Source organism: Bacteroides sp. CAG:633 (genome assembly GCF_000435115.1).
GTDB lineage: Bacteria > Bacteroidota > Bacteroidia > Bacteroidales > Bacteroidaceae > Bacteroides > Bacteroides ndongoniae.
Window position 1 is genome coordinate 7,930 of record NZ_FR883046.1, and the last position, 26,982, is coordinate 34,911.

The following is a 26,982-nucleotide window of genomic DNA, read 5'->3' on the forward strand; positions in this document are numbered from 1 at the left end:
TGCCGCTGCCTGTCACGGCTTCGGCTTGCGCCACGCTGACTACGGGCAATGCCCGGTTTTCTTCGGCCGGCCCTCCGCATGCTGTCAGCAGCAGAGCCAGACACACACCACAAAGTTCTGTTTTCATTTTCTTCTTCATAACTCGTTTACTTCTGCATATAATCACTGCTGCAAAAGTAAAGCGAAGCCGGAAGGATATGAGAGAATTCTTACCCAAGCGAAGTTTCGGGCGACTGAACCGGAGAAAATGCCAATCGAAAGAAGAACTTGCCTTTTTTCAGCACCGCCACGCAACAAATTCAAGAAGTCACTTACACCAGCTCTCGTTTTTTCTTCCTACCTTTGCCCCAAACCGAAAAACTGAATGAATTATGGCAATGTACAAAAGAATCTTACTGAAGCTCAGCGGCGAGAGCCTGATGGGCGAAAAGCAGTACGGCATCGACGAGAAGCGTCTGGCCGAATATGCAGCACAGATTAAGGAAATACACGCAATGGGCGTACAGATAGGAATCGTCATCGGCGGAGGAAACATCTTCCGCGGACTGAGCGGAGCCTCAAAAGGTTTCGACCGCGTGAAGGGCGACCAGATGGGTATGCTGGCTACAGTCATCAATAGCCTGGCGCTGAGCTCGGCACTGGTGGCCGCAGGTGTAAAGGCACGTGTACTGACAGCAGTACGCATGGAGCCCATCGGTGAGTTCTACAATAAATGGCGTGCCATCGAATGCATGGAAGCAGGCGAAGTAGTCATCATGTCTGCCGGAACGGGTAACCCCTTCTTCACCACTGACACTGGCTCTTCACTGCGCGGCATCGAGATTGAAGCCGATGTGATGCTGAAAGGTACGCGCGTAGACGGCATCTACACCGCCGACCCCGAAAAGGACCCGACAGCCACGAAGTTCCACGACATCACCTACGACGAAGTGCTGCGTCGCGGCCTCAAAGTGATGGACCTCACCGCCACCTGCATGTGCAAGGAAAACAACCTGCCCATCATCGTTTTCGACATGGATACCGTGGGCAACCTGAAGAAAGTCATCGCCGGCGAGGAAATAGGTACGCTGGTTCATAATTGACCATAAACAAACTCTTACAGAATCTTTTTTAGGTACGGATTACAGGATATGCGAATATGTCACTTCATTCCTCCGACAGAAAACCAGCAATCCTGATAATCCGTACCTAAACTGTTTCTGTAGCTCCCCATACAGGGACGTAATGAAACATAAACAGACCCTAAATCAATCTATATACCGAACATGAAAAGAGTCATATTCCTATGTATCTGTCTGCTGCTTTGCCTTACGAGTGTACAGGCAGAACGTACAGTGAAAATAGCCTGTGTCGGCAACAACATCTTTTGCGAAGCAGGCATAACCGACAATCAAACCCAGAAACAGGTTCAGACAGACCGCCAGCCGGAAACCGTCTGGTACAATCCGGCTACCGACTCCGTGCTGCCCATCCAGGGACGCTGCTGGAACCAGGAAACGGGTGGACGCTACCAGCGACTGCCGCAAAGAGCCCAAGAAGTAGTCAGAAAACCAGTATGGAACTTATCTTTAGAGACAGCCGGACTGTACATCAAATTCTATACGAACGCAACTTCCATTCAGGTGAAATATCAGACAACAGGCGGACTGGCTATGCCCCACATGCCTGCAACGGGAGTAAGCGGAGTGGACCTTTACACCATGGACTGCGAAGGACGGCAATACTGGTGTGCCGGTAAATACCAGTTTGGCGACACCATACGCTACACATACGCCGACCTGACCTACCGCAATACGCACAACAAAGGGAATGAATACACCCTGTATCTGCCGCTGTACAACGGAGTGAAATCGCTGCAGATAGGCGTACCCACAGGCAGTCGTTTCGAGTTCGTACGTCCGTCGGCCGAAAAGCCGGTAATCGTCTACGGCACTTCCATCGCCCAGGGGGCATGCGCCTCGCGTCCGGGTATGGCATGGACCAACATACTGCAACGCAAACTGGACATGCCGGTCGTCAACCTGGGCTTCTCGGGCAACGGACAACTGGATGAAGGCTTCTTCGGTCTGCTGGCCGAAACGGATGCAGCCATGTACGTCATCGACTGCATGCCCAACATGACGGGCGAACGGACAGAACTGATACGTCCCCGCCTGGAAAAAGGAATCAGCATGATACGCAGCAAAAGCAACGCTCCCATTCTGCTGGTGGAACATGACGGATACATGGGCTACCACGCCTCCGACAAGAAACGGGAAGCATTCGAACAGACGAACAAGCAACTGCGGGCCGTATACGAGAACATGAAGAAGGAGACCGACAACCTGTACTACCTCAGCTTCGACGAACTGGGTCTGAGCATGGACAGCCAGGTGGACGGCGTACACGCTACCGACCTGGGAATGCAACAGTATGCCGATGCCTACTACAAGAAGATTACCGGCATACTGTACGCCGGACTCGGCCCATCGTCGTTCGTACCGTGCCGGCAACACCGCGACGCCAGCATATACCAATGGGGCAAGCGCCACGAAGAAGTGCTGGCTTACAACGCCCGGGTGCAGCCGCAGATTGTGATGCTGGGCAACTCCATCACCCACTATTGGGGAGGAGAACCTTTCGAAAAGCGTAAAGCTGCCGACGACGTATGGCAGAAGCTGTTCGAAGGAAAGACCGTCGTCAATATGGGCTACGGATGGGACCGCATCGAAAACGTGCAGTGGCGAATCATGCACAGCGAGCTGGACGGCTTTCGGGCACAGAAAGTCTTCATGATGCTGGGCACCAACAATCTGGACCTGAACACTGACGAAGAAATCGTCCGCGGCATAAAGGAAACAGTGGAATGGATCGGGAAGAAACAGCCGCTGGCCCAACTGTATGTTGTCAAGATTCTGCCGCGCCGGGGCTATGAAGAAAGACTGCAAAGGTTGAATGCCCTCCTCGAAAAGGCCCTGTCGGCCAGTCCGAACGTCCGCGTGCTCGACCTGTCAGACACACTTGTCGGAAAGGATGGCAAGATAGACGAAAAGCTCTTCTCGGACGGTCTGCACCCCAACCGCGAGGGATACGAACGCATCGCCCGCAAGCTGAAGCGTTATGTGAAATAGCATCGCCTGCCTCAGGCACAAGGCATGCCACTACCGGCGGGCAAAACTGCCCGCCAACGGTACCCCCTTAACGACGGGCGGGGCCGAAGCAGAAGTTGACTCCCAGACTGACATTCAGTTCGCGCCCGATGGTGCTGCTGCGGTAGACATACTCCTGAGCTTCGGCCTCGCCTTCTTTTTCGTACAGGTAGCTCTTGGCTGTACTAAGAGGCTGTTGCCAGAATACGTCGAACAGCAAAGCCATCCGGGGCGTCAGACGATATTGTGTGGATACACCGAAGTTCAGGCAGATGGCCGCCCCGTCGCAGTTTAGCAACAGTTCCTTCTCGCCCTCCTTGATGCTTTCTGCTTTGCGGCTGGTGCCATAATAGCTCTGCCCGATTCCGAGACGGGGATAGCACTGCCAGCGGTCGCCCTCGATGCGAAACACACCGCCTATGCTGTAGGCCAGATGCAGGTGGTCGATTCCCGGCAACAGCTTGTTCAGCAACGCTTCACCCAGCTGCGACCCCAGAGTTTCGTACACGTTGCGGCTCTTAAACAGTTTGAAGCGCACGTCGGCATACCACCCGAAGCGCGGTGCAAACAGGTGCATCATCCGCAAGTCGAATGCGGGCACCGTCTCCGGACGTACCCCGAACAGCAGGGAAGCCGGATTGGGCGACGGTTCGCTCATATCTGTATTCGCCCCCACACCCACGCTAAAGTGCAGCTGGGGCTGATAACGCATCTCGTGATACTGAAGAGCCCTCGCATCATCTTGTTGGGCCAAGGCCGGAAGACAAGCACCGGCACACATCAGAAAGAAAAACAGCAAGCCTTTTTTCATCTATTTCGATATTTAACTTCGTTCGCCTGTTGGCGATGAGCAAAGATATGTATTTCCTCCAAAAGCCGTACCGGCAATCAGGAGTTTTTTTTCAACCGCCCGCCGACAGCCATCCGCCCACCTTGCGCGCCGACAACCGACAGTCGACATTTTGACACTTTGCATCGCCAACCCGCCTAGAATCCGATATTTCCGCCCCACAGCCCGTCCGTCGGAAAAAACGGAAGCGAAATTCCGCATTCGCCTCAGATACAGAGCGATAGCAAAATACGGACATTTGAAATAGAAAAAAGACAAGGTTCCCGAAGGCCGAAAACGCTATTTTCCGAGCCGAAAAGCCCTGTTTTCCTCCGCTACAAGCATTCCCGACGAGCCGAACAAGCATTGTTCGCGAGCCACACAAGCGTTGTTCGCCAGCCGAACAAGCACGGAACACGAGCCGGACAAGCGTTTCTGCCCCCCCGAAACAAGGCTTTTCGGGGGCAGAAACCGCATATTTATGCGCTTCCGATTCCTTTTTCGCTTCTATTTCGGCAGTAGCGAAAACAAGTCGTGTCAGCCAAACGAGCAAAAAAATCTCCACTTTGTTGCAAGAAAAGGAATAATACGCTACATTTGCTAAACTTAATCAAATCAACCATCCTATAACGAACGAAACGATATGAAAGACGTAAAAGACATCTTAGGCGAAGCGCAGGAGAAAATGGACATGGCAGTGATGTATCTGGACGACGCACTGGCCCACATCCGTGCCGGAAAGGCAGACGTACGCCTGCTGGACGGTATCCGTGTTGACTCCTACGGCAGCATGGTGCCCATCAACAACGTGGCAGCCGTGACGACACCCGACGCACGCAGCATCGCCATCAAGCCGTGGGACAAGAGCATGTTCCGCGTCATCGAGAAAGCCATCATCGACTCTGCACTGGGCATCATGCCCGAAAACAACGGCGAAATCATCCGCATCGGCATACCGCCGCTGACCGAGGAACGTCGTAAGCAACTGGCCAAACAGTGTAAGGGCGAAGGCGAAACAGCCAAAGTAAGCGTACGCAATGCCCGTCGCGACGCCATCGACCAACTGAAGAAAGCCGTCAAGGAAGGCCTGGCCGAAGACGCACAGAAGGGCGGCGAAGAGAAGCTGCAGAAGGTGCACGACAAGTACATCAAGCAGATCGACGAAATGCTGGCCGCTAAAGAAAAAGAAATCATGACGGTATAATAATGGAGAATTGATAATGGAGAATTGATAATGGGCCATGACGCTCATTCTTCATTCTCCATTATCAATTATCAATTCTCAATTGAATGAGAGGGCTTGTCATCAAAAATACAGGCAGCTGGTACCTCGTCAAGACCGACGAAGGCCAGTGCATCGAATGCAAGGTAAAAGGCAACTTCCGCCTGAAAGGCATCCGCAGCACCAATCCTGTGGCTGTGGGCGACTACGTGCAGATTATCCAAAACAAAGAAGGCACCGCCTTCATCACCGAAATCGAGGACCGCAAGAACTACATCATCCGCCGCGCCTCGAACCTGTCGAAGCAGTCGCACATCATCGCCTCCAACCTTGACCAGTGCATGCTCATCGTCACAGTCAACTATCCCGAAACCTCTACTACCTTCATCGACCGCTTCCTGGCCTCGGCCGAAGCCTACCGCGTACCCGTCAAAATCATCTTCAACAAGGTAGATGCCTACGATGAAGACGAGTTGCACTATCTGGACAGCCTCATCCATCTTTACACCACCATCGGCTACCCCTGCTTCAAGGTATCGGCCAAGCAAGGACTGGGCATCGACGCCATCAAGGCCGAACTGCGCGGACGCGTCACCCTGTTCTCGGGCCACTCGGGCGTAGGCAAGTCCACCCTCATCAACGCCATCCTGCCCGAAGCCGACGCACGGACGGGCGAGATATCTACCGTCCACAACAAGGGAATGCACACCACTACATTCTCCGAAATGTTCCCCGTCGAAGGCGACGGCTACATCATCGACACGCCGGGCATCAAAGGCTTCGGCACCTTCGACATGGAAGAAGAGGAAATAGGCCACTACTTCCCCGAAATCTTCCGCACCTCGGCCGACTGCCGCTACGGCAACTGCACCCACCGCCACGAACCCGGTTGTGCCGTTCTCCGCGCCGTCGAAGAACACTACATCAGCGAGTCACGCTACCAGTCCTACCTCAGCATGCTCGAAGATAAGGAGGAGGGCAAGTACCGTTCGGGGTATTAAGTCTGACTGTTACCCCTCTGCCCGGCTACGTCTCGACAGAATTTCGTCCTGATGCTCTAACGCCCACGCCACCAGGTTCTCTATGTGGGGCATCAGGCTATAGCCGCTTCCCGTCAGTTCATATTCTACCCGCGGCGGCACCTCAGGATAAACCTGCCGGCTCACCAGCCCGTCTGCCTCCAAATGCCGCAGAGTGACGGTCAGCATCCGTTGCGACACATCACCTATAGACTTCGCGATATCGTTGAAACGCATCGTTCCGTTCGCTTTCAGCGTAATAAGTACCAGCATTGTCCACTTGTCTCCCAGCCTGTCCAGCACGTCGCGCACAGGACAGGCACCTACATGATGAAAGTTTTTCATTCTTTTTAACCTTTTACAATTCGTTCATATCCAGCAAAAGTTACATACGTGTAAGTATCTTACAATCAAGTGCCTTCTTGCCACGTAGCAAGTTTCCCGCTACCTTTGTCCGCACAAAAGTAAGAAAGTTACTTTGAATAACCAATGTACAATTTAAACATTTAAACTTATGAAAAAAAGAGTAGCAGTATTGGCCGTAAACCCTGTAAACGGCTCGGGCCTGTTCCAGTATCTGGAGGCATTTTACGAAAACGGCATTTCCTACAAAGTATATGCCGTATCTCCCACCAAAGACATTCGGACCAACTCGGGCATTGCCCTGCAAGCAGACGATGTTATAGCTAACCTGAAAGGGCACGAGGACGAATACGATGCACTGGTCTTTGCCTGCGGCGATGCCATTCCTGTCTTTGCCCAACATGCCGACGAGCCACATAACATCATGCTGATGGAAGTTCTGAAAACGTTTGGCGAAAAAGGAAAAATCATGATCGGACATTGCGCAGCCGCACTGATGTTCGAAAAAGCCGGCATCACAAAAGGCAGGAAATTGGCTGTGCATCTGTTGGCAAAACCCGCCATCGTGAACGGAACAGCCACTGATAACGCTACCGAGACGGACGGAAACTTCTACACCGCCCAAAACGAAAACAAGATCGCAGCATTGCTGCCCTCTATCCTGACAGCTCTGAAAGGATAAACGCACTTTCGTTTTAGGACCTCTCTCATATATGGTTCTGCCCGGCATCGGTTTCCCGATGGCAGAACCATATTCTTTTATCTGCCCATGTCTGTGTTCATTAACCACCTCTGTTAATAAAGCATAATCTTCTTTCTTCGCTTTAAACCTTTGCGTAATTTAGAAGCCCAATCAAAAGGCTGAATTATACACTACTAATACTACGACAATAGAGCATGAAGAAGAGAGTTAAATGGGGCATCATCGCCGTGATAGGCGCCGGCCTGGCAGGCTGGGGAATTTATTCGCAAATGCCCAAACCAAACGAAGAGTTGGCCGAAGCCAACAAAGTGATGACTAATCAAAGTAAAGGGAAAAAGGCGCTCAACATCAACGCCGTCATTGTACGCCCACAAGTCCTTACCGACGAAATCCCCATCATCGGTAGTCTGATACCCGACGAAGAAGTAAACCTGTCGTTCGAGACATCGGGCAAAATCACCGAAATCAATTTTGAAGAAGGCACCGCCGTCAAGAAAGGACAGCTGCTGGCCAAGGTAAACGACCGCCCCTTGCAAGCACAGCTGCAACGCCTTGTAGCCCAACTGAAGCTGGCCGAAGACCGCGTGTTCCGTCAGGACGCCCTGCTAAAGCGCGACGCCGTCAGTCAGGAAGCCTACGAACAGGTGAAAACCGAACTGGCCACGCTGAACGCCGACATCGAAAGCGTCGAAGCCCAGATAGCACAGACCGAACTGCGTGCCCCCTTCGACGGTGTCATCGGTCTTCGTCAGGTCAGCGTAGGTGCCTATGCCTCACCAACGACCATCGTGGCCAAACTGACCAAGATATCGCCTCTGAAGCTGGAGTTCTCGGTATCGGAAAGTTATGCCCGCGACATCAAGGTGGGTACCAACCTCACCTTCAACCTCGAAGGATCGCTTGAGGACTATCACGCACAAGTCTATGCACGCGAGTCCAGCCTCGACATCAACACCCACACACTGACCGTACGCGCCCTCTACCCTAACCCCACAGGCATCATGCCGGGACGCTACGCCTCTATCACACTGAAGAAACAGGAGTTCAAAGACGCACTGGCCATTCCTTCGCAAGCCATCGTGCCCGAAATGGGTAAGGACAAGGTGTTCCTGTACCGCTCGGGCAAAGCCGAACCGACCGAAATCGTCACCGGCATCCGCACCGAAGCACTGGTGCAGGTCGTAAAAGGACTGGCCGAAGGCGATACCGTCATCATCTCGGGTACGCAACAGTTGCGCACGGGAATGGCTGTGACCATCGATAGAATTAATAATTAAAAATTAATAATTAATAGTTAGGGACGGAAAGACGGCACCGCGACCGCCGCTTCTGTAGAACCTGTCAACGCCTTTCCCGTTTTTCATTATTAATTATATCCTATTCACTGACTAACATGAACATATCCGAACTAAGCATACGCCGCCCCGTGTTGTCAACGGTACTGACCATCATCATCCTGCTCTTCGGCTTCATTGGTTATACCTACCTCGGTGTGCGCGAATATCCGTCGGTCGACAATCCCATTATCTCCGTGTCCTGCTCGTACACGGGTGCCAACGCCGACGTTATCGAAAACCAGATTACCGAGCCGCTGGAGCAGAACATCAACGGTATCCCCGGCATCCGTTCGCTGACCAGCGTCAGCCAACAGGGACAGAGCCGCATCACGGTGGAGTTTGAACTTTCCGTCGACCTGGAAACGGCCGCCAACGACGTGCGCGACAAGGTGTCGCGTGCCCAACGCTACCTGCCGCGCGACTGCGACCCTCCTACCGTGTCGAAAGCCGACGCCGATGCCGTACCTATCCTGATGGTGGCCTTGCAAAGCAACAAGCGTTCGCTGCTGGAGCTGAGCGAGATTGCCGACCTGACCGTCAAGGAACAGTTGCAAACCATCTCCGACGTAAGTAGCGTCAGCATCTGGGGTGAGAAGAAGTACTCCATGCGTCTGTGGCTCGACCCAACCAAGATGTCGGGCTACGGCATCACGCCTGTCGATGTGAAGAACGCTATCGACCAGGAAAACATCGAACTCCCCTCGGGCAGTATCGAAGGTAATACAACCGAACTGACCATCCGCACATTAGGACTGATGCACACGCCCGAAGAGTTCAACAACCTCATCATCAAGGAAGACGCCAACCGTATCATCCGCTTCAGCGACATAGGCCGTGCCGAACTGGGTGCCGCCGACATCAAGAGCTACATGAAGATGAACGGTGTGCCCATGGTGGGCGTAGTCGTGGTCCCCCAACCCGGTGCCAACCACATCCAGATAGCCGACGCCGTATACGACCGTATGGAACGCATGAAGAAAGACCTGCCCGAAGACGTCACCTACAGCTACGGTTTCGACAATACCAAATTTATCCGCGCCTCTATCAGTGAAGTGGAAAGCACCGTTTATGAGGCTTTCGTGCTGGTTATCATCATCATCTTCCTGTTCCTGCGCGACTGGCGCGTGACGCTGGTGCCTTGTATCGTGATTCCTGTATCATTGATCGGTGCCTTCTTCGTAATGTATGTGGCAGGTTTCTCTATCAATGTGTTGACGATGTTGGCTGTTGTCCTGTCCGTAGGTCTGGTAGTGGACGACGCCATCGTGATGACCGAGAATATCTATGTACGCATTGAGCGCGGTATGCCGCCGAAAGAGGCGGGCATCGAGGGTGCGAAGGAAATCTTCTTTGCTGTTATCTCCACTACCATCACGCTTGTAGCGGTGTTCTTCCCCATCGTCTTCATGGAGGGCACCACGGGCCGCTTGTTCCGCGAGTTCAGCTTCGTCATTTCAGGCTCCATCATCATTTCTTCGTTCGCCGCGCTTACGTTCACACCGATGCTGGCTACCAAACTGTTGAAGCGGCAGGAACAGAAAAATTGGTTCTACCGCAAAACAGAACCTTTCTTCGAGGGTATGAACCGCCTGTACAGTCGTTCGCTGGCTGCCTTCTTGCGTAAGCGGTGGATTGCGCTGGTATTCACGCTGGCCACGTTCTGCATCATCTTCGTCTTGTGGAACAGCATTCCTGCCGAAATGGCTCCATTGGAGGACCGTTCGCAAATCACGATCAGCACCATCGGCGCGGAGGGCGTCAGCTACGAATACATTCGCGACTACACGGAACGCATCAATGATGTAGTCGACTCCATTATCCCCGATGCTGCTGCGGTAACGGCACGCGTATCGAGTGGTAGCGGAAACGTACAGATCACCCTGAAAGACATACGCGAACGCGATTACACCCAGATGGACGTAGCCGAGAAGCTGACCCGCGCCCTGAAGCCCGAGACAGAAGCGCGCGCCTTCCTGCGCCAGCCTTCATCCTTTGGTGGACGGCGTGCCAGCATGCCCGTACAATACGTGTTGCAGGCCACCAACATCGAAAAGTTGCAGGAAGTGCTTCCCAAATTCATGGAGCGTGTCTACGAGAACGAGGTATTCCAGATGGCCGACGTCGACCTGAAGTTCAGCAAGCCCGAAGCCCGCATTCAGATCAATCGTGACAAAGCTGGAGTGATGGGAGTCAGTACGAAAAACATCGCACAGACCTTACAGTATGGTTTGAGCGGACAGCGCATGGGCTATTTCTACATGAACGGCAAGCAGTACGAGATATTGGGTGAAATTAACCGCCAGCAACGCAACAAGCCCGCCTACCTGACGGGACTGTACATCCGCAACGATGCCGGCGAAATGATTCAGCTGGACAACCTCGTCGAACTGGTCTACGGAACGGCACCTCCGAAGCTGTATCGTTACAACCGTTTCGTGTCGGCCACCGTCTCGGCCGGATTGTCGGAAGGAAAGACTATCGGCGAGGGACTGGAGGAGATGGACAAGATAGCCGACGAAGTGCTGGACGAAACCTTCCGCACCGCACTGGCGGGCGACTCGAAGGACTACAGCGAAAGCGCATCGAGTCTGATGTTTGCCTTCATCCTGGCCATCTTCCTGATTTATCTGATTCTGGCCGCACAGTTCGAAAGCTTTAAAGACCCGCTTATCATCATGCTTACCGTGCCGCTGGCCATTGCCGGAGCGCTGATATTCATGTACTTCAGCGACATTACGATGAATATCTTCAGCCAGATCGGTATCATTATGCTTATCGGACTGGTGGCCAAGAACGGTATCTTGATTGTAGAGTTTGCCAACCAGAAACAGGAAGCAGGCGAAGACAAGATGCAAGCCATCAAAGATGCTTCGCTGCAACGTCTGCGTCCCATCCTGATGACCAGTGCTTCGACCATCATCGGCCTTATCCCCCTGGCCTTTGCCAGTGGCGAAGGAGCCAACCAACGTATCGCCATGGGTACGGCCGTCGTAGGCGGAATGCTCGTCTCCACGCTGCTGACGATGTACATCGTACCTGCTATTTACAGTTATATATCGACTAACCGAAGTAAACTAAAAGAGATATAATGAAACGCTTGATATTATCGCTTGCTGCCGCCTGCGTCCTGCTGGCGGCGCAGGCACAGAACATTGCCACGTACTCGCTGAAGTCGTGCCTCGAACAGGGATTGCTCAACAACTACTCGCTGCGCATCACCCACAACGAAGAGCAAATCAGCAAGAACAACGCCACACTGGCCAACGCCGGAGCACTGCCCACCATCGACCTGACGGGCGGCTACCAGGCCACACTGAACAACACCGACAGCCACCTGCGCGCCACAGGCGAGACGGAAAAGAGCCGAAACGTCTTCGACCAGACCGTAGACTTGGGCATCGACCTGAACTGGACGCTTTTCGACGGATTCAACATCTCGACCACCTACCAGCAACTGAAACTGTTGCGCGAGCAGGGCGAGACGAACACACGCATCGCGCTGGAAGACTTCATCGCCTCGCTGGCCGCCGAATACTACAACTTCGTGCAGCAGAAGATACGTATGAAGAACCTGCTCTACGCCGTGCAGCTGTCGAAGGAACGCCTGCGCATCGTCGAAGCCCGCTATCACATTGGAAACTTCTCGCGACTGGACTACCAGCAGGCGAAGGTGGACTTCAACGCCGACAGCGCCCAGTACATGAAGCAACAGGAACTGCTGCACACCTCGCGCATCAACCTGAACGAACTGATGGGCAACGAGAACGTGGACCAGCTCATCATGACGCGCGACAGCCTGATAGACGTCAACGCCTCACTCGACTTCGACGAACTGTGGAACGCCACACTGGCCGTGAACGCCTCGCTGCTGAAGGCCGACCAAAACACCGTGCTGGCACAGATGGACTATAAAAAGGTGAACTCGCGCAACTATCCCTACGTACGGCTGAACGCTGGCTACGGCTACACCTTCAACAAGTACGACGTGAACAACTACGACCGCCGCAACAACTTCGGCTTCAACGGCGGAGTGACCATCGGTTTCAACCTCTTCGACGGTAACCGCCGCCGCGAACGCCGCAACGCCGCCATCGCCGTGAAAAACGCCCGCCTGCAACGCGACGAACTGGAACTGACCCTGCGTGCCGACCTGAGCAACCTGTGGCAAGCCTACCGCAATAACCTCGAAATGCTGAACCTGGAACGACAGAACCTCATCGCTGCCAAGGACAACCACGACATCGCCATGGAGCGATACATGCTGGGCGACCTGTCCGGTATCGAAATGCGCGAGGCACAGAAGAGCCTGCTCGACGCCGAAGAACGCATACTGACTGCCGAGTATAACACGAAACTCTGCGAAATCTCGTTACTGCAAATCAGTGGCAAGGTGACTAAGTATCTGGAATAAAGCGAATACCCTCCCAAAGGTATCCGATAGTCGTTTCCAGGCGCGGATTACACGGAAGAACACGGAAGAAAGAAAGATAATCCGTGAATTCTCGCGTAATCTGCGCCTGAATTCAGATGGGCACGTCCTATCCGGCACGTTCGCACCTTAGCCCAGCACCCACCGCGTCTTCCGCCCGAAGCACCGATAAGCCAGCGAAACCAACAGCCACGACACTCCGAACGCCACAACCGAAGCCAGCGGTATCTGCAACGGGATGGGGACATCGAGCGTGCGCATCAACACCACCGAAGGGCCGGTAAAGAAATAGTGTATCATGTAAACGCCAAATCCACAGAGTGTAAGGTTGGCCAGCGCACGCTGCAAACGTTCTGAACGTATCCGAATCTGCTTGCAAAGCATGAAGACGGGAATGGTCATCAATGCCACGTTCAGCGAGCAGTAGGTAAAAAACAACTCCAGCATTTCGTCCGTATAGTCGGGCAAAGAAGTCATGTGCCTGAACCCGACGAACGTCACGGCATATCCCACCGCAAACATCGGCACCCCGACCAGCAACAGCGTGCGTCCGCTCCAGTCGTGGTGGCGCAGGTAATGGCCTAAAAGCAGATAACCGTTGAATCCGGCAAAGTAGTACAGCATGCCAAACGAATTCCACGAGCACGTGCCCCACAGATACCCGGCCACAAACTCATTATAATAAGGTAAAAGCAACGTCACGCCCCACAAGGCCAGGAAGCCCAGCTTGGCACGCTCCGAAGCCTGTGCCACCCAAGCCGAAAAGATGGGTAAATACAGATACAAGCCTATCAGCAAATAGATGTACCACATGTGTACATCCAATATGGAGAAGTTGAACGGAATGCCTCCAATGTACCCCAGACTGACGGCAAACGACTGACGCATCACATCCTCGCCTGCATAAGGAAAGAAGTCGAGAATCACCTGCGGCTCCACGCCCAGCAGTCCTGTCACCCACGGAAACAGGTTATAGATAACCGACCAGATGAGGAACGGAAAGAATACACGCCCGATGCGCTTCCGGTAGAAAGTTCCGCTACTGCCACTCACCGGAAGCAACAGGGCACCGGTAATCATCACAAACAGCGGCACACACGGACGCAACGCTGCCCCATAAACGGCTCCCCAGAACTTGATTTTACCGATATCGGGCGAAGTACCCGGAAAGAAATTGAAAGGATCGGTGCAATGACAGCACACAACGGTGAACATAGCCACCAGCCGGACCACGTCCAGCCACACAATACGACCAGTGTCTTGTCGTGAAAGAGATTGTTCCATAATGTCTATTCTTCATGATTTCAGCGCATAAAGATAGTAAACGATGGCGATATCTGCCAAACAGTCGCACACAAAAATCCGGCTGAAGCCAACTTTCCCCGTCCGGCAGTTCTCCCCCCTCCAGAAGCACTCTCACAGCCCTTCCGAGAGACACTTGCATTACATTTATGAAACACTTGCACGGCTCGCGAACCGTACAAGTGTTGCTCAGGAGCCGTACAAGTGTTGCTCAAGAACAGGAACTTTCCCATTCCATCCTCAAAGCCCTGTCAGGCACCCCTAAAAAGAGAGCCGCCGGAAGCCTGTCGCAATCAGCAACAGGACTTCCGGCGGCCATCCGTTTTATGGTTTGCATCAGGCAGACTTCCCCATCGGAAAATCTGCCCGACGATTGTTATTACTTGCAGCAACGAGGCTTCAGTTGCTTGAAGAAGTCGTTACCCTTGTCATCGACGAGGATGAACGCCGGGAAGTCCTCCACCTCAATCTTCCAGATGGCCTCCATGCCCAGCTCGGGATATTCGACGCACTCGATGCTCTTGATGTTGTTCTGTGCCAGGATGGCTGCAGGACCACCGATAGAGCCGAGGTAGAAACCACCATGCTTCTTGCAGGCGTCGGTCACAGCCTGGCTGCGGTTACCCTTGGCCAGCATGATCATGCTACCGCCGTGGCTCTGGAACAGGTCAACGTACGGGTCCATACGTCCGGCAGTCGTCGGTCCCATCGAACCGCAAGCCATGCCCTTCGGAGTCTTGGCAGGTCCGGCGTAGTAGATGGGGTGATCCTTGATGTATTGCGGCAGGTCTTCGCCACGATCCAGACGTTCTTTCAGCTTGGCGTGAGCAATGTCGCGGCCTACGATGATCGTACCGTTCAGGCTCAGACGGGTAGCAACCGGATATTTGGTCAGTTCCTTCAGGATGTCGGCCATCGGCTGATTCAGGTCGATACGTACAGCGTCGCCCTCGCCTGCCTGACGCAGTTCTTCGGGGATAAGTTCGCCCGGATGACTGTCCAGCTTCTCAATCCAGATACCGTCTTTGTTGATTTTGCAACGGATGTTGCGGTCGGCCGAGCACGATACGCCCAAACCAACGGGGCACGATGCACCGTGACGCGGCAGACGGATGATGCGTACGTCGTGAGCATAGTACTTACCACCGAATTGTGCACCCAAACCGATGTTGTGAGCCTCTTCGAGCACTTTCTTCTCCAGTTCCACGTCGCGGAAAGCACGACCGTACTCGTTGCCCGTAGTAGGCAGGTTGTCGTAGAAACGAGTAGAAGCCAGCTTCACAGTCAGCAGGTTCTTCTCGGCCGACGTACCACCGATGACGAAGGCAATGTGATAAGGCGGGCAGGCAGCCGTACCCAGCGTCTTCATCTTCTCAACGAGGAAGGGAACGAGCGTCTCGGGGTTCAGGATGGCTTTCGTCTCCTGATACAGGTAAGTCTTGTTGGCCGAACCGCCACCCTTGGTGACGCACAGGAATTCGTATTCCATGCCTTCGGTAGCCTCGATGTCAATCTGTGCGGGGAGGTTGCACTTGGTGTTTACCTCTTCGTACATGGTGAGCGGAGCGTTCTGCGAGTAACGCAGGTTCTCCTCAGTATATGTCTTGTACACACCCAGTGAAAGGGCTTCTTCGTCGCAGTAGCCCGTCCATACCTGCTGGCCTTTCTCGCCGTGGATGATGGCTGTACCGGTGTCCTGGCAGAAGGGAAGCAGTCCCTTGGCAGCCACTTCGGCATTGCGCAGGAAGGTCAGTGCTACATATTTGTCGTTGTCGCTGGCTTCGGGGTCGCTCAAGATCTTGGCCACCTGCTCGTTGTGCGAGCGGCGCAGCATGAACGATACATCGCGGAAAGCGGCATTGGCCATGGCGGTCAGTCCTTCCTTTTCAATCTTCAGGATGGGTTTTCCTTCAAACTCGCTTACAGACACATAGTCCTTCGTAAGCAGATAATACTCAGTCGTATCCTTGCCCTTCTCGAACATGGGCTGATACTTGAACGGAGGTGTTGTTGCCATAATTACTACTTGCTTTAAAGTTGTTATAATCTTGTTGCTTGCAAAGGTAAGAAGTATTATCGAAATATTTCTTTAATCGAAAGCCTTTTCTTTGGCGGCAAAGGAGGTTTTTAGGAATAATTTATTAGCTTCCCTACCAATACATCGTTTCTTCGTACCTGCCTGTACAAGCCTATTTATTCTCCACCTTCTTCATTCTTCCTATCAACTCATCCCCCAGCGCGCTCTTCACCTCGATGTGTTTCAGCACGGCAGTGACAAAAGGATTGCTCTCGAAGTCGCCACGCACTTGTTCGAAGTCCATTTCCTTCTCCAGACGCGAGCCGTCGGCACCGAAACCGGTCATGGAGGCCATGGAGAACTCTTTTTTGGCATCCTCGTAAACCATGCGGTCGAGGCCGATGACAGACTCTTTCCACTTCTCGACGATGCGGATGATGTCGGCAGCCGTCATGGCTTCGGGCTTCACGCCGTAAAACTCTTCCAGCTTCTCATAAGCCCACGTCCACTCGTACGTATAATAGTTGAGGTGCATCCGTTCGAACTCGGCATTAATCTCTTTCAGCTTGTTGACAGAACCGTTTTCAATTCCATCCATCAAGGCATCAATCTCACTCTTTGGAGCTATCAGACCAGAGATATCCACCCATTCGCCCGTACCGATAGAGGTGTCGGGACGAAGGCGGGCACGGATTTCATCATCGTTGCGGAAGTCAATGCCTTCGAGCCGTTTGATGACCGAGTTGCCGAGGAACTTGTGGATAGCAATCTCGTAAAATTTGATGCCCTTGGCCAGCGACGAGTTGCGTATCTTGGCGCTGTGGAAAGAATAGATATCAGACAGTTCACCACTGGCATGACGCAGGTTGAGCAGCGTCTCACGCCCCTTGAACATCTTCTGCACGGTGTAAGGACTAAGCAGGTTATAATTGATGAAGTCCAGCTTGTTGGGATCTTTGCGGCCGTCGCGCTTGGGCCACTTCTGCGCATCACGAATCGTACCGACACTGCGCAGGTTGACGCCCGGCACCAGATATGTAGTGTTGTTCTGCTCGATGAGGTACGAGAATGGCAGGTTGGACGTATCCGAATGGTTGACATGGCGCCCCATGACGAGCGAGAACGCACCCACACGGGCAGGCCACAGTATGTAAGAGTCGGACGTAGTCTTGGCACCACGCTCCAGCGTACCTTGGTGAATGGGGCCGAGCTTGTACATGTGATTGCTCTGGTTAGAGCCCGAACCGGCATTCATAAACGAAAACATACCGGCAATGAGCAGCGTCGACTTATGGTGCGTCACGGTGAACGGTCCGGCAAAGATAGCACACGCCTCACCATTCTCGCCCTGGCAGTTGCTGAAGAACAACGAATCGCTGGCCGAATAGTTATGCCCCAACTTACAGGCCTGCCCCACGAAACAGCGGGTCAGCATCACTCCATCGTCGACGTGCGAGCCGCTGGAGATGATGAAGTCGTCGCAGATGACCCCATCTCCAATGTATACCGGAGCAGCCTCGTTACTGTTGATACTACCGTTATAGAGACGGCAAGTACCAACGATTCGGGCATGGCTGCCAATACGTATGTTCTTGATAGAACCTGTATTCATAATCGTCACATGGTCGCCTATCGTACCCATTGCAGAAGCGTGCTTATTGGCATAGAATTCTGTTATCTCTTTCAGCCGGGCAATGAGTTCGGGACGGTGGCGGTAAAGTGCCATGATATAAGCCAGATGCGCCGACAGCTTATCGTTGATAAGTACCTCGCGGCCACCGGTTTCGTTGAGGACCGAGACCTCGACACCGTTTCCGAAACGCGAAAGGCCGTCGACGAGGATGATATCCACATTCTCAATGAACGTGTCGTGCCCAATCTCGTAGTTGGCAATGTAGTTCTGCACGTTCTCAATGCAACAGTTGTCACCCACAGTGACGTTGTGCAATGTCACGTGACGCAGTCCCGAATGCTTGCGAATGCCGCCCGCCAGTGTAAATTCGGACTGGAACACACCCAGTCGCACCTCACCCGAAAAACGGGTATGATGTACAAATTCGGTCGAAAAGCCTTCCGACACACTTACTTTCTCCCAATCGTCGGCCAGACAAGACTGGCTCTTGAGCCGAAGCACTTCGTCTTCGGTCAGTTTTCTATACGTATTCATTCGATATTCATGGTTTATGCAGGTGTGCCCAATTAAGGAGATACTTTCTTCAGGCACGGATCACACGGAAATTCACAGATTATTCTGATATCCGTGTTTTCCACGTAATCCATAACAGAAAGTCCATAGCCTCTCATTTTAGCACACCTTCGTTATCTCATTCAGTTTGTTTATCCTTGTTTCAGGACTCCCCGAAAACACATGAAACGCAAGCAGAAGCCGCCTGTCTAGGGCCGCATCTGCTTACGTTTCATAGAGATTCAGTTTGTTTCTCTCCGGCAAGGCCGGAGCAATGCGTATGCTTATACTTCTCCGTTTTCGTCGTAGTTCTGGTAAAGGAAATCGTTGTACGGATACTTCTGTACGTGCAGTTCCTTTACACGCTTATATACCGCGTTCTTCATTTCTTCCAGATTAATACGCTCGCGAGCTGAAATGAACAGACAGTTATCTTCCATCTTGGCCATCCAAGTACGCATCAGTTCCTCCAGCGTCCAGTTCTCCTTGGTACGGGGAGTCAGGTCGTCTTCATCCTTCTGAACATAGGTATATGCATCTATCTTGTTAAACACAAGCATCATGGGCTTGCCGGCCGCACCGATGTCGGCCAATGTCTTGTTCACTACCTCTATCTGCTCTTCGAAGTCGGGATGCGAAATGTCTACCACATGCAGCAACAAGTCAGCCTCACGCACCTCGTCCAGCGTCGACTTGAAAGAATCTACCAGATCGGTGGGCAACTTGCGGATGAAACCGACAGTATCACTCAGCAGGAACGGCAGATTATCGATGATGACCTTGCGCACCGTCGTATCAAGCGTGGCAAAGAGCTTGTTTTCGGCAAATACTTCACTCTTGGCCAGAAGATTCATCAGTGTAGACTTACCGACGTTGGTATACCCCACCAGTGCTACACGGATCAGACGTCCACGGTTCTTGCGCTGCGTGGCCTTCTGCTTGTCTATCTCGACCAAGCGTTCCTTGAGCAGCGACATACGGTTCAAGATGATACGGCGGTCCATTTCGAGCTGTGTTTCACCCGGTCCACGAAGTCCCACAGAGCCCTTTCCACCACCGGCACCCGAGCCACCACCCTGACGTTCAAGGTGCGTCCAAAGGCGTTGAAGACGGGGCAACATGTACTTATACTGTGCCAGTTCGACCTGCGTCTTGGCGTTGGCCGTCTGTGCACGCATGGCGAAGATGTCGAGGATGAGCGACGTACGGTCCAGAATCTTCACCTTCAGTTCGCCTTCGATGTTACGTATCTGTTTGGCCGACAGTTCGTCGTCGAAGATTACCATTCCGACTTCTCTCTCTGCCTCTTCTTCATCGTGGATGTATTGTTTGATTTCGTCCAGTTTACCTTTTCCGACGTAGGTCACCGAGTTAGCCTGGTCCAGCTTCTGCGTGAACCGCTTTACGACTTCCGCCCCGGCTGTCTCAGCCAGGAAGGCCAGTTCGTCGAGGTACTCATTCGTCTTACGCTCGTCCTGCGTCTTCGTAATAAGTCCTACCAACACGGCTGTCTCTACCTGTGCTTCGGAAATTACAAATTCTTTCATTGCCATTTCTCTATACCTTATTTATATATATACTGTTCCGATGCTGTCCGTTCCAAAGGTAGCTGTGCGGACAACTGCCCAGCCCCAGCCAATACGCAGCATCATTGCGCGGCAAATATACTGATTTATCGGGAATAATTACTATATTATCTGTCCGAAGTAAACGATCCTACCCATTAATAAAGAAATCCTATCAAGATTTGAAATCCATTTTTCCAACGCTAATGAGAGTGGCAATACAGAGTTATTCTCTTTGGCATACCAGTCATATTTAAAACTAAAAAAGCCGTATTACACTATTTAAGTAATAATACGGCTCTTATTTGGTAATAAAGGATTAATAAATCCTAATAATCGAACATTTAATGTCTATTGCTATATACTCCTCACCTTATTCGGTAAAGTTCGCTTCCATATATTCTTCCCAAGCATCAAGCGAGAAGAACAAAGTAGTAGGATTAGTAGATATACCGGCTCTTCCTTGATCAAATAATGTTTTAACAGAACCAAATAGTGAATTGGGGCCAAAAACAATAGATTCCAACTCGTTATCTCCATTCAATGATACAACGCCTAATGGAAAATCATCCTTTGTACCTTGGAACAGACCATAGGCAGATCCACCAACCAATTCACCATCATCAGAATTTAAGAATACCCCCAAATAGGTGGGTTGCATCATAGCTTCTTTACCATTAATGTCAATTTGTACTTTCACATTATCGTTTACAGTCATGCTTTCATCAACATACGGATAACCGTTGTAAATTCCATTCGCATCTGGATTCTCCGTAGCACCCTTATAAGGATTAAGCATACGAACACGCATACTACCATCCGGAAATTCAGCATATTCAGCACTAATATACCAAGACAATGGATATTCTACCCCATAAATAGCTGAAACAATACCATCTGTATAGATTGCTGTCTCAATCGGATTCCACTTAATGCGGATAATATTACCGCTAACATAAGTCTGCTGATCGGCATAAGGATTGTAACTACCTTCAGTAAACTTCAGTGCATAGCTGTAAGATACACCTATTTCTGCATTAGGGAACTTAATAGTCAACGGCGCTTCAGCTTCACCAGCTTCAAAAGTAACAGTTTCGGGAACTTCAAACACATTTTCCGTATTGCTAAGTACTTCCACAGATACAGTAGCGGCACTTTCAGTATTCGTACGCCCCACTGTCAATGTCATCTCCAAAGCAGCTTCGGGTTCCAATTCAAGTGCATAATTATTGTCTGCCGAAAAATAAGCACCCGGGCAGTTAGGGTCAACAACTGGAGAAGGTTCTCTTTCAATGTCATCAGAACAAGCTGTAAAAGAGAGCAGAGCTCCAGCCAACGCCATCAGGAAATATTTATTAATAGTCTTCATATTATGTTATCTATTTTAAAAGAAAAATTAGTCAGTAACGCCATCTGTAAGTCCCATACCTTCACCCGGCTTAGGCATACTACCTTCATTGTTATTAGCTGTAGGAGGAATGCCGGGGTTAGAACTTGTTTCGGCCTGCGGGATACGCATCAGCAACCAGCCATTATCAGCAGCTACATTGAACGCAAAAGCATCAGGATAATTGGTTTCCACACCGTTCTTTACGCGAACAACGTTCTTACCCAAGCGCATTACGTCGGCCATAGCAAAGCCTTCGCCCCATAATTCTACACGACGTTGGAACCAGACTTCATTTTGAAAATTGCTTGCCGAACTTGCAGTACATATATAATCGGGGTTACGGTATGTTTTGACAAAGTTCTCCAAAATCTGTTTACCTGAAGGAATGTCACCTGCCATAGCTGTTGCTTCCGCCTGAATCAGAATCATTTCTTCGGCACGCATCAAAGGCCAGTCGTTAGCAGCTACATTGTTACCTAATCCTCCATACATACCAAACTTCACATTCGTGTAAGGTAAGAATTTTGCCTTAGCCTGGTTCGGCAATTCCAATGTAGCGATATCGTCACCACTAGCAAGTCCCCTCCAACTTTGTCCAGTCAAGTTATCTGAATGCAAATTGGCATCCACCCACCAGCCTTTACGAACGTCAGTAGAGGGAATCTTGTTAAACAACAGCACGTTAATGGATTTATACGTACCTACACCAGCCGAATATGAACCTTCGCAGAAGGATCCAATAACTCCCGGCCATGAAATCAAACTGTTTGAAGCATTGTAGTCTGCCTCGGTTATTTCGAGCGCCCAAATCCAACCGTTTCCGCTCTCCTGAGAGTCAACGAACATGGGCTTGGTCAGTTCATTTCTTTCATAAGGAGTATAGCCTTCCATTGCTTTGGCTGCGTCATCAGCAGCAGCTTGCCAGTTCTCCATATAGAGGTTGGCACGGGCACGCAGACCGTAAGCCACCTGCTGATCAATTTCGCCGGCATTCTTACGCACAAAACCTTCCAAGTCAGAGATGGCTGAGTTCAGGTCGTTCATTATCAGTTCGTAAACCTCTGCTACCGTAGCACGCGGATTATTAGGATCAGCACTCATTTCTTCGGTCACGATGGGCACACAAGGCTTTTCTTCATTTCCTTTATATTTGAATTGGAAATAAGGAGCTACATTCAGGTAATCGAAAGCACGTGTGGCTTTAGCTTGTCCACGGTAAGCCTTCAATGTAGGATCTTCTGTATCAGCAGGGATGGATTTGATAATATCATTAGCCATTTTTATCTGGTTGTAAAACAAAGCCCAACGCATGTAAGGGTTAGCATACGTATCGCTACGGTCAGAATATTCACTACAAGTAGTAAACCAGTTATATCCGCTGTTTGGACCTACCATATCAGGGCCATTCAGATCGTTGGACAGGCACACGGCAGGATAACCGAAGTCATCTCCTCGTCCCTGACTGCCAAAAACAGGGAACTGTTGCAAATTATTAGCGTACATACCTGTAACTTCAGCGGCAAGGAGTTCTGGATCAGCAGAAACTACTTCCTGCTTTTGGTCGGAAGTGAAAGTACCGCTCTGCGGGAAGGTGTCAAGGTCAACACACGAGGCCAATGATAAGCTTCCGATAGCCAGAGTGGATAATATTTTATTATATGTTTTCATATTTAATTTTTCTATTTGATTAAATGATAGTTAGAATTTCAAAGTAATACCTCCGGTAATGGTTCTCAGTGCAGTGTAAGTAAAATTACCGCTTCCTGTCGAACTTCCCAGACCGAGGAATTGACGCGGGTCAAATCCTTTACGGCAAGAGAATACTGCCAGATTATCGCCTTGCACGTACAAACGTAAGCTAGATACTCCTAATGCTTGCGTCCAGCGTTTGGGCAATGTATATCCTAATGTCACATTGTTCAAACTCAGATAGTCAGAGCTTACAAGGAAACGTGAAGACATACGCTGACTAGAAACGTCGGATACGTTCATACGAGGTATATCACTGTTCGGGTTTTCAGGAGTCCATGCCTTTAGTACGTCTTTGTGGAAGTTCTGTCCCATCAGGTCACCAGTCTGCATCAATGCTTCGTAAGTACCGTCGTATACTTTACCACCAAGCTGATAAGAGAGTTGTACTCCCAAATCAAAACCATAAGCGCTCAACTGAGTGCCGAAACCACCGTATACTTTAGCCAATGTGCTACCCAGGTCAGACTGCTGTGCTTTTTCGTAGTCAGTAGTAATGGTGTAATCACCGTTATCCGGATCAACATAATATTGTGGCAGACCGTTTTCTTTGTTTACACCTGCGTAAACCGGCAGATAAGCATTGTACAAAGAACCGCCCACAGCATAAATGGCATTGCTGTATTTGATGCCCGTTTCACGTACGCTTTCATCCAATTCAGTTATTTTATTGGTGTAATGTGTCAAGTTAAAATTAGCTGTCCATTCCAGATTACGGTTTTTATAAATCACACCGTTAACATCAAGTTCGATACCCTGGTTTACAATAGAACCTACGTTCTTAGGAATGCTTGAATAACCAAATGAAATAGGCACAGGTTGGTTGTAAAGCAAGTCACAGGTTTTACGGTTGAAATATTCTACTGTACCGTTGAAGCGTCCATCGAAAGTTTCAAAATCGAAACCAACATTGAAGGCATGAGAGGTCTCCCACGTAATGTCTTTGTTACCCTTAAATGCAAAAGCCACTGCAAAGTCGCCATTACTGTTGGTTACAGTATATTGGTCGGCATAAGCATAATAGTAAACAGAAGAAGAACCAAGGTTATCATTACCCTGTACACCATAGCTGGCCTTAAACTTCAACATGTCAAGCCAGTCAATACCACTCATGAAGTCTTCCTTAGTCATCAACCATGCTAAACCGACACTACCGAAGTTACCCCAACGATTGTCTGGATGGAAACGTGAAGAAGCATCACGACGATAAGAAGCAGAAAGGAAGTACTTGCCGTCATAGTCGTATTGCACACGAGCCAAATAACCCATCGTAGTATATTCATGTGTATAAGAACTTACAGAAGGAGGAGTATTAATGGTATTGTTTAACTCGCCGATGTAGGGGTTATACATCATTGTATTAGAACCTCCCAAATACTGGATTTTATGACTGTATGATTCGAAACCGGCCAACACGTCAATGTTGTGCATATCGGCCAATGTCGTTTTGTAAGTAGCCATGTACTGTTGGTTTATGTCGAAAAGACGCTGGTGCACTACTGATACATAACCACCACTGGTAGAAGCACTTCCATAGAACGGATTACCGATAGAGTTAGCACGTTGGTTCAGCACGTTGGCACCCAAAGTAGCAGTGATGCTCAAACCTTCAAGTGGAGTAATAGTGGCATACCATTTGCTAGAAAGCTGGTCACTATACGTGTTCTGGTCGTCCAAAGCCATTGTTCCGGCAGGGTTACCCATGAGTGTAGGACGGCTGAAGTTTGTTGAACCTGATCCGAAGTCATAAACTGTCAAACCTCGATTATCTTTCATAATGCTACCGTCGGCATTGCGTACGTACATCGGATAAATGGGGGCTATAAGATTGGATATGTAGAACAAGTTTCCTGTTGACCCCCAATCTGCCTGTCCCGACGGAGATTTAATATTATAATAAGTATAAGCAATATTTGTACCTACTTTCAGCCATTTATTTGCTTGATAGTCAGTTTTTGCACGTCCACTGAAACGTTCGAAACCAGAATTAGCAATGATACCATTATCGTCCAAGTAACCGGCAGATACGTAATAATTCATCTTATCAGAAGCACCCGAAACTGTTACATTGTATTCTTGTCGCAAATTGTTTTTACCGAAGATCTCATCATACCAGTCGTCCGGTGTATAATAGTAAGTACCATCAGAATAACCAAGTTTGGCATTGGGGTTAAGTTTGAAATTTGTTCCAATCAACTTTTCACCCTCGGGAACAGTGTATACCAAATAGCCCAAACCGCCATTCTTGTCATCCAGCAATGTCTTGTCGGCAAAAGCATAAGCCTCAGCAGCTGAAGAACCTGCATAATACTTCGAATTGAACATAGCACGGTAAGTGGTTTCATAATACATGGCCGGATCGGTCATTACGTCGTAGTTTGGCACGCCACGTTTGTTAGAACCCCATTTGGCATCTACAGTAATCTGCGGAGCACCCGAAGCTCCTTTTTTAGTAGTAATCAACACTACACCGTTAGCACCACGTGCACCATAAATAGCGTTAGCCGCAGCATCTTTCAATACGGTCATAGATTCTATATCCTGAGGATTAATGGCGGAGATTTCACCGTCGTAAGGAACGCCGTCCACTACATATAATGGGCTGTTGCTGGCAGACATTGAACCAATACCACGTATGCGGATGCTTGCTGACGTACCAGGCTGTCCACTGCTTTGCGTAATTTGTACACCAGCAACCTGTCCAGCCATAGCATTTGTAACATTTGAGACAGCGCGTTCTGCTATTTTATCAGATTTAATAGTAGAAGCCGAACCGGTAAATGCAGACTTCTTAGCCGTACCATAAGCCACCACCATCACTTCATCCAACATCTCTGTATTCGACTTCAGCATGATACGCATAGTGGGCTTAATTTCAGCCTCTTGCGTCTCCATACCAATATACGAAACTTGCAGAGTTTTCGCGGAACTCAAAATATGCATAAACTTCTGTATATTAATAAAATACAGAAATACGCAAGAACTCTTTCCAAAGTTCAAATATCCTCTTGAACTCCGTTATAGCAATACAAGACTCTTTATTTTGCTACTTGTATTCTACCCGAATAAAAAGTATATATCTGTAAATCAGTGTTTTATACAGCAATTAGATACTTTTTCTTGAACTTCTTCATCTACTTATCGAATGGAAAGACATAATTAGAAAAGCATGGTTTGATTACATACAGAATAAAAGTATTTGACTTATAATAAAATGTTTTTTATGTAGAGCTAATATTTCATATAAACTATAATTACTGTACATATTAATATATAAAACTTATTCTACAACTTTCATCCAATACCCGTTCCCGTACTTCGTATGCACCCTGCGACCCAACTGCGCCAACAGGCGGGCGAACGACGTACACGAACAGTCCTTCAGCGCAGCAGGATATTCCCATACTTCGTATGTACCCTGCGCCCCAACTGCGCCAACAGCCGTGCGAACGACGTACACGAACAGTCCTTCAGCGCAGCAGGATTCTTCTTCTTCACAGTTGCATAGATATCCGCCGCCGACATTAATCTTGCACCCTGCTCGCCCGGCTCGGCGAAGCGGAAGCACGAGCTGACCAGTTCTTCGGCAGGCGTAACGCGATAGAACGGGCGGTTGGCCTGCTGGATTTCGTTTTCCTCTTCCTTGCTGAACCAGCAGCGTTCGCCGTTCTCCAACTCGTGCAGCAGCTGGGAATAAAGCTGTTCATAATCTATCGGCGTGTTGCAGTCGATGGGGTGCTCCAC

19 protein-coding genes are annotated in these 26,982 nt (G+C 50.3%); 8 read left to right on the forward strand and 11 right to left on the reverse strand.

Translation table 11 applies throughout. The annotated features are described in order from the left end of the window. Nucleotides 1–371: 371 nt before the first annotated feature. Both pyrH and QVP67_RS06020 read left to right on the forward strand, forming a co-directional pair. Complete coding sequence (gene pyrH / locus QVP67_RS06015) at nt 372–1,082, forward strand: UMP kinase (RefSeq protein WP_022162665.1); 711 nt, start codon at nt 372–374, stop codon at nt 1,080–1,082. A gap of 183 nt (nt 1,083–1,265) precedes the next feature. Next, a complete protein-coding gene (locus QVP67_RS06020; RefSeq protein WP_022162666.1) occupies nt 1,266–3,110 on the forward strand; it encodes an SGNH/GDSL hydrolase family protein in 1,845 nt (614 codons plus the stop codon). A gap of 67 nt (nt 3,111–3,177) precedes the next feature. Here the strand turns inward: QVP67_RS06020 and QVP67_RS06025 are convergent, their stop codons facing one another. Next, entirely contained in the window at nt 3,178–3,939 is a 762-nt protein-coding gene (locus QVP67_RS06025) for a hypothetical protein (RefSeq protein ID WP_022162667.1), read from the reverse strand. Between the two features lie 661 nt (nt 3,940–4,600). On the opposite strand from QVP67_RS06025, the gene frr reads away from it, so the two are divergent. Together frr and rsgA are read left to right on the forward strand one after the other, a co-directional pair. After that, nucleotides 4,601–5,161 carry a ribosome recycling factor gene (gene frr / locus QVP67_RS06030; RefSeq protein WP_022162669.1) on the forward strand — a complete coding sequence of 187 codons (561 nt, stop codon included), beginning with the start codon at nt 4,601–4,603 and terminating at the stop codon, nt 5,159–5,161. Between the two features lie 86 nt (nt 5,162–5,247). Then, the gene (gene rsgA / locus QVP67_RS06035; protein ID WP_022162670.1) at nt 5,248–6,180 is read left to right on the forward strand and encodes a ribosome small subunit-dependent GTPase A; all 933 of its coding nucleotides are present in this window, start codon (nt 5,248–5,250) and stop codon (nt 6,178–6,180) included. Nucleotides 6,181–6,189: 9 nt separating this feature from the next. On the opposite strand, the gene QVP67_RS06040 is transcribed toward rsgA, so the two are convergent. Further along, nucleotides 6,190–6,543, reverse strand: coding sequence for a winged helix-turn-helix transcriptional regulator (locus QVP67_RS06040; protein ID WP_022162671.1), 354 nt, complete (start codon nt 6,541–6,543; stop codon nt 6,190–6,192). A 169-nt stretch (nt 6,544–6,712) separates the two neighbouring features. On the opposite strand from QVP67_RS06040, the gene QVP67_RS06045 reads away from it, so the two are divergent. The 4 genes from QVP67_RS06045 (at nt 6,713) to QVP67_RS06060 (ending at nt 13,012) form a co-directional block, all read left to right on the forward strand. Further along, nucleotides 6,713–7,243 (forward strand): DJ-1/PfpI family protein, encoded by a 531-nt coding sequence (locus QVP67_RS06045; RefSeq protein ID WP_022162672.1) that lies wholly within the window; start codon nt 6,713–6,715, stop codon nt 7,241–7,243. Between the two features lie 215 nt (nt 7,244–7,458). Next, nucleotides 7,459–8,541 carry an efflux RND transporter periplasmic adaptor subunit gene (locus tag QVP67_RS06050; protein ID WP_022162673.1) on the forward strand — a complete coding sequence of 361 codons (1,083 nt, stop codon included), beginning with the start codon at nt 7,459–7,461 and terminating at the stop codon, nt 8,539–8,541. 116 nt (nt 8,542–8,657) lie between these two features. Then, a complete protein-coding gene (locus QVP67_RS06055; RefSeq protein ID WP_022162674.1) occupies nt 8,658–11,690 on the forward strand; it encodes an efflux RND transporter permease subunit in 3,033 nt (1,010 codons plus the stop codon). Continuing rightward, nucleotides 11,690–13,012, forward strand: coding sequence for a TolC family protein (locus QVP67_RS06060; protein WP_022162675.1), 1,323 nt, complete (start codon nt 11,690–11,692; stop codon nt 13,010–13,012). The genes QVP67_RS06055 and QVP67_RS06060 overlap by 1 nt, the downstream gene beginning before the upstream one ends. A 147-nt stretch (nt 13,013–13,159) precedes the next feature. Here QVP67_RS06060 and QVP67_RS06065 read toward each other — a convergent pair whose 3' ends face one another. The 9 genes from QVP67_RS06065 to QVP67_RS06100 form a co-directional block, all read right to left on the reverse strand. Further along, nucleotides 13,160–14,314 (reverse strand): acyltransferase, encoded by a 1,155-nt coding sequence (locus QVP67_RS06065; protein WP_022162676.1) that lies wholly within the window; start codon nt 14,312–14,314, stop codon nt 13,160–13,162. A gap of 397 nt (nt 14,315–14,711) precedes the next feature. Continuing rightward, on the reverse strand, nt 14,712–16,349 hold the full coding sequence (locus QVP67_RS06070) for a fumarate hydratase (RefSeq protein ID WP_022162677.1): 1,638 nt from the start codon (nt 16,347–16,349) through the stop codon (nt 14,712–14,714). A 172-nt stretch (nt 16,350–16,521) separates the two neighbouring features. Continuing rightward, entirely contained in the window at nt 16,522–18,516 is a 1,995-nt protein-coding gene (locus QVP67_RS06075; protein ID WP_022162678.1) for a DUF4954 family protein, read from the reverse strand. Between the two features lie 302 nt (nt 18,517–18,818). After that, nucleotides 18,819–20,081: a GTPase HflX gene (gene hflX / locus QVP67_RS06080; RefSeq protein ID WP_071150593.1), complete on the reverse strand. Its 1,263-nt coding sequence runs from the start codon at nt 20,079–20,081 to the stop codon at nt 18,819–18,821. Nucleotides 20,082–20,472: 391 nt separating this feature from the next. Then, on the reverse strand, nt 20,473–21,468 hold the full coding sequence (locus QVP67_RS06085; RefSeq protein ID WP_022162680.1) for a hypothetical protein: 996 nt from the start codon (nt 21,466–21,468) through the stop codon (nt 20,473–20,475). A gap of 27 nt (nt 21,469–21,495) precedes the next feature. Beyond that, nucleotides 21,496–23,157 (reverse strand): RagB/SusD family nutrient uptake outer membrane protein, encoded by a 1,662-nt coding sequence (locus tag QVP67_RS06090; RefSeq protein ID WP_022162681.1) that lies wholly within the window; start codon nt 23,155–23,157, stop codon nt 21,496–21,498. 30 nt (nt 23,158–23,187) lie between these two features. Next, complete coding sequence (locus tag QVP67_RS06095) at nt 23,188–26,181, reverse strand: SusC/RagA family TonB-linked outer membrane protein (RefSeq protein ID WP_022162682.1); 2,994 nt, start codon at nt 26,179–26,181, stop codon at nt 23,188–23,190. Between the two features lie 337 nt (nt 26,182–26,518). Further along, a complete protein-coding gene (locus tag QVP67_RS15680) occupies nt 26,519–26,698 on the reverse strand; it encodes a DUF3874 domain-containing protein (protein WP_369677344.1) in 180 nt (59 codons plus the stop codon). Continuing rightward, nucleotides 26,620–26,982, reverse strand: a 363-nt coding sequence (locus QVP67_RS06100; protein WP_288179960.1) for a DUF3874 domain-containing protein, incomplete at its 5' end; no start/stop codon positions are given. The genes QVP67_RS06100 and QVP67_RS15680, both read right to left, overlap by 79 nt.

Excerpts from the sequence above, each read along its gene's own strand:
- QVP67_RS06090 (WP_022162681.1), bottom strand. The coding sequence starts at position 23,157 with ATGAAAACATATAATAAAATATTATCCACTCTGGCTATCGGAAGCTTA.
- QVP67_RS06065 (WP_022162676.1), bottom strand. The coding sequence starts at position 14,314 with ATGGAACAATCTCTTTCACGACAAGACACTGGTCGTATTGTGTGGCTG.
- QVP67_RS06020 (WP_022162666.1), top strand. The coding sequence starts at position 1,266 with ATGAAAAGAGTCATATTCCTATGTATCTGTCTGCTGCTTTGCCTTACG.
- QVP67_RS06055 (WP_022162674.1), top strand. The coding sequence starts at position 8,658 with ATGAACATATCCGAACTAAGCATACGCCGCCCCGTGTTGTCAACGGTA.
- hflX (WP_071150593.1), bottom strand. The coding sequence starts at position 20,081 with ATGAAAGAATTTGTAATTTCCGAAGCACAGGTAGAGACAGCCGTGTTG.
- pyrH (WP_022162665.1), top strand. The coding sequence starts at position 372 with ATGGCAATGTACAAAAGAATCTTACTGAAGCTCAGCGGCGAGAGCCTG.
- QVP67_RS06045 (WP_022162672.1), top strand. The coding sequence starts at position 6,713 with ATGAAAAAAAGAGTAGCAGTATTGGCCGTAAACCCTGTAAACGGCTCG.
- QVP67_RS06075 (WP_022162678.1), bottom strand. The coding sequence starts at position 18,516 with ATGAATACGTATAGAAAACTGACCGAAGACGAAGTGCTTCGGCTCAAG.
- QVP67_RS06085 (WP_022162680.1), bottom strand. The coding sequence starts at position 21,468 with ATGAAGACTATTAATAAATATTTCCTGATGGCGTTGGCTGGAGCTCTG.
- QVP67_RS06070 (WP_022162677.1), bottom strand. The coding sequence starts at position 16,349 with ATGGCAACAACACCTCCGTTCAAGTATCAGCCCATGTTCGAGAAGGGC.
- frr (WP_022162669.1), top strand. The coding sequence starts at position 4,601 with ATGAAAGACGTAAAAGACATCTTAGGCGAAGCGCAGGAGAAAATGGAC.
- QVP67_RS06060 (WP_022162675.1), top strand. The coding sequence starts at position 11,690 with ATGAAACGCTTGATATTATCGCTTGCTGCCGCCTGCGTCCTGCTGGCG.
- QVP67_RS06095 (WP_022162682.1), bottom strand. The coding sequence starts at position 26,181 with ATGCATATTTTGAGTTCCGCGAAAACTCTGCAAGTTTCGTATATTGGT.
- QVP67_RS06050 (WP_022162673.1), top strand. The coding sequence starts at position 7,459 with ATGAAGAAGAGAGTTAAATGGGGCATCATCGCCGTGATAGGCGCCGGC.
- rsgA (WP_022162670.1), top strand. The coding sequence starts at position 5,248 with ATGAGAGGGCTTGTCATCAAAAATACAGGCAGCTGGTACCTCGTCAAG.
- QVP67_RS06040 (WP_022162671.1), bottom strand. The coding sequence starts at position 6,543 with ATGAAAAACTTTCATCATGTAGGTGCCTGTCCTGTGCGCGACGTGCTG.
- QVP67_RS06025 (WP_022162667.1), bottom strand. The coding sequence starts at position 3,939 with ATGAAAAAAGGCTTGCTGTTTTTCTTTCTGATGTGTGCCGGTGCTTGT.